We start from the raw sequence: 201 nt of genomic DNA on the forward strand, positions 1-201 counted from the left end.
CAGCCATCTTCGCAGAAATGCTTATTAACGTATTTGATAAAGTCAGATTTCTTTAAGAAATCTGATTTACGACCGCAATTCTTACGATGTATTTGGTAAGCTTTATCACCTTGTTGTGCCTTATAGCGTTTTTGCTTACCATGATAAAGCAAAACAGTACCACGTTTAACCTCATAACTGATAGTAGAAGGAGAGCAATCA

The 201-nt window shown here is 35.8% G+C and carries 1 pseudogene; it reads right to left on the reverse strand.

The features are described 5' to 3' along the window. Positions 1 to 201: pseudogene (locus KI210_RS08895) on the reverse strand (IS30 family transposase); the annotation flags it as partial.

Origin of the sequence: Lactobacillus corticis (assembly GCF_018327645.1) — a bacterium.
Taxonomy (GTDB): domain Bacteria; phylum Bacillota; class Bacilli; order Lactobacillales; family Lactobacillaceae; genus Lactobacillus; species Lactobacillus corticis.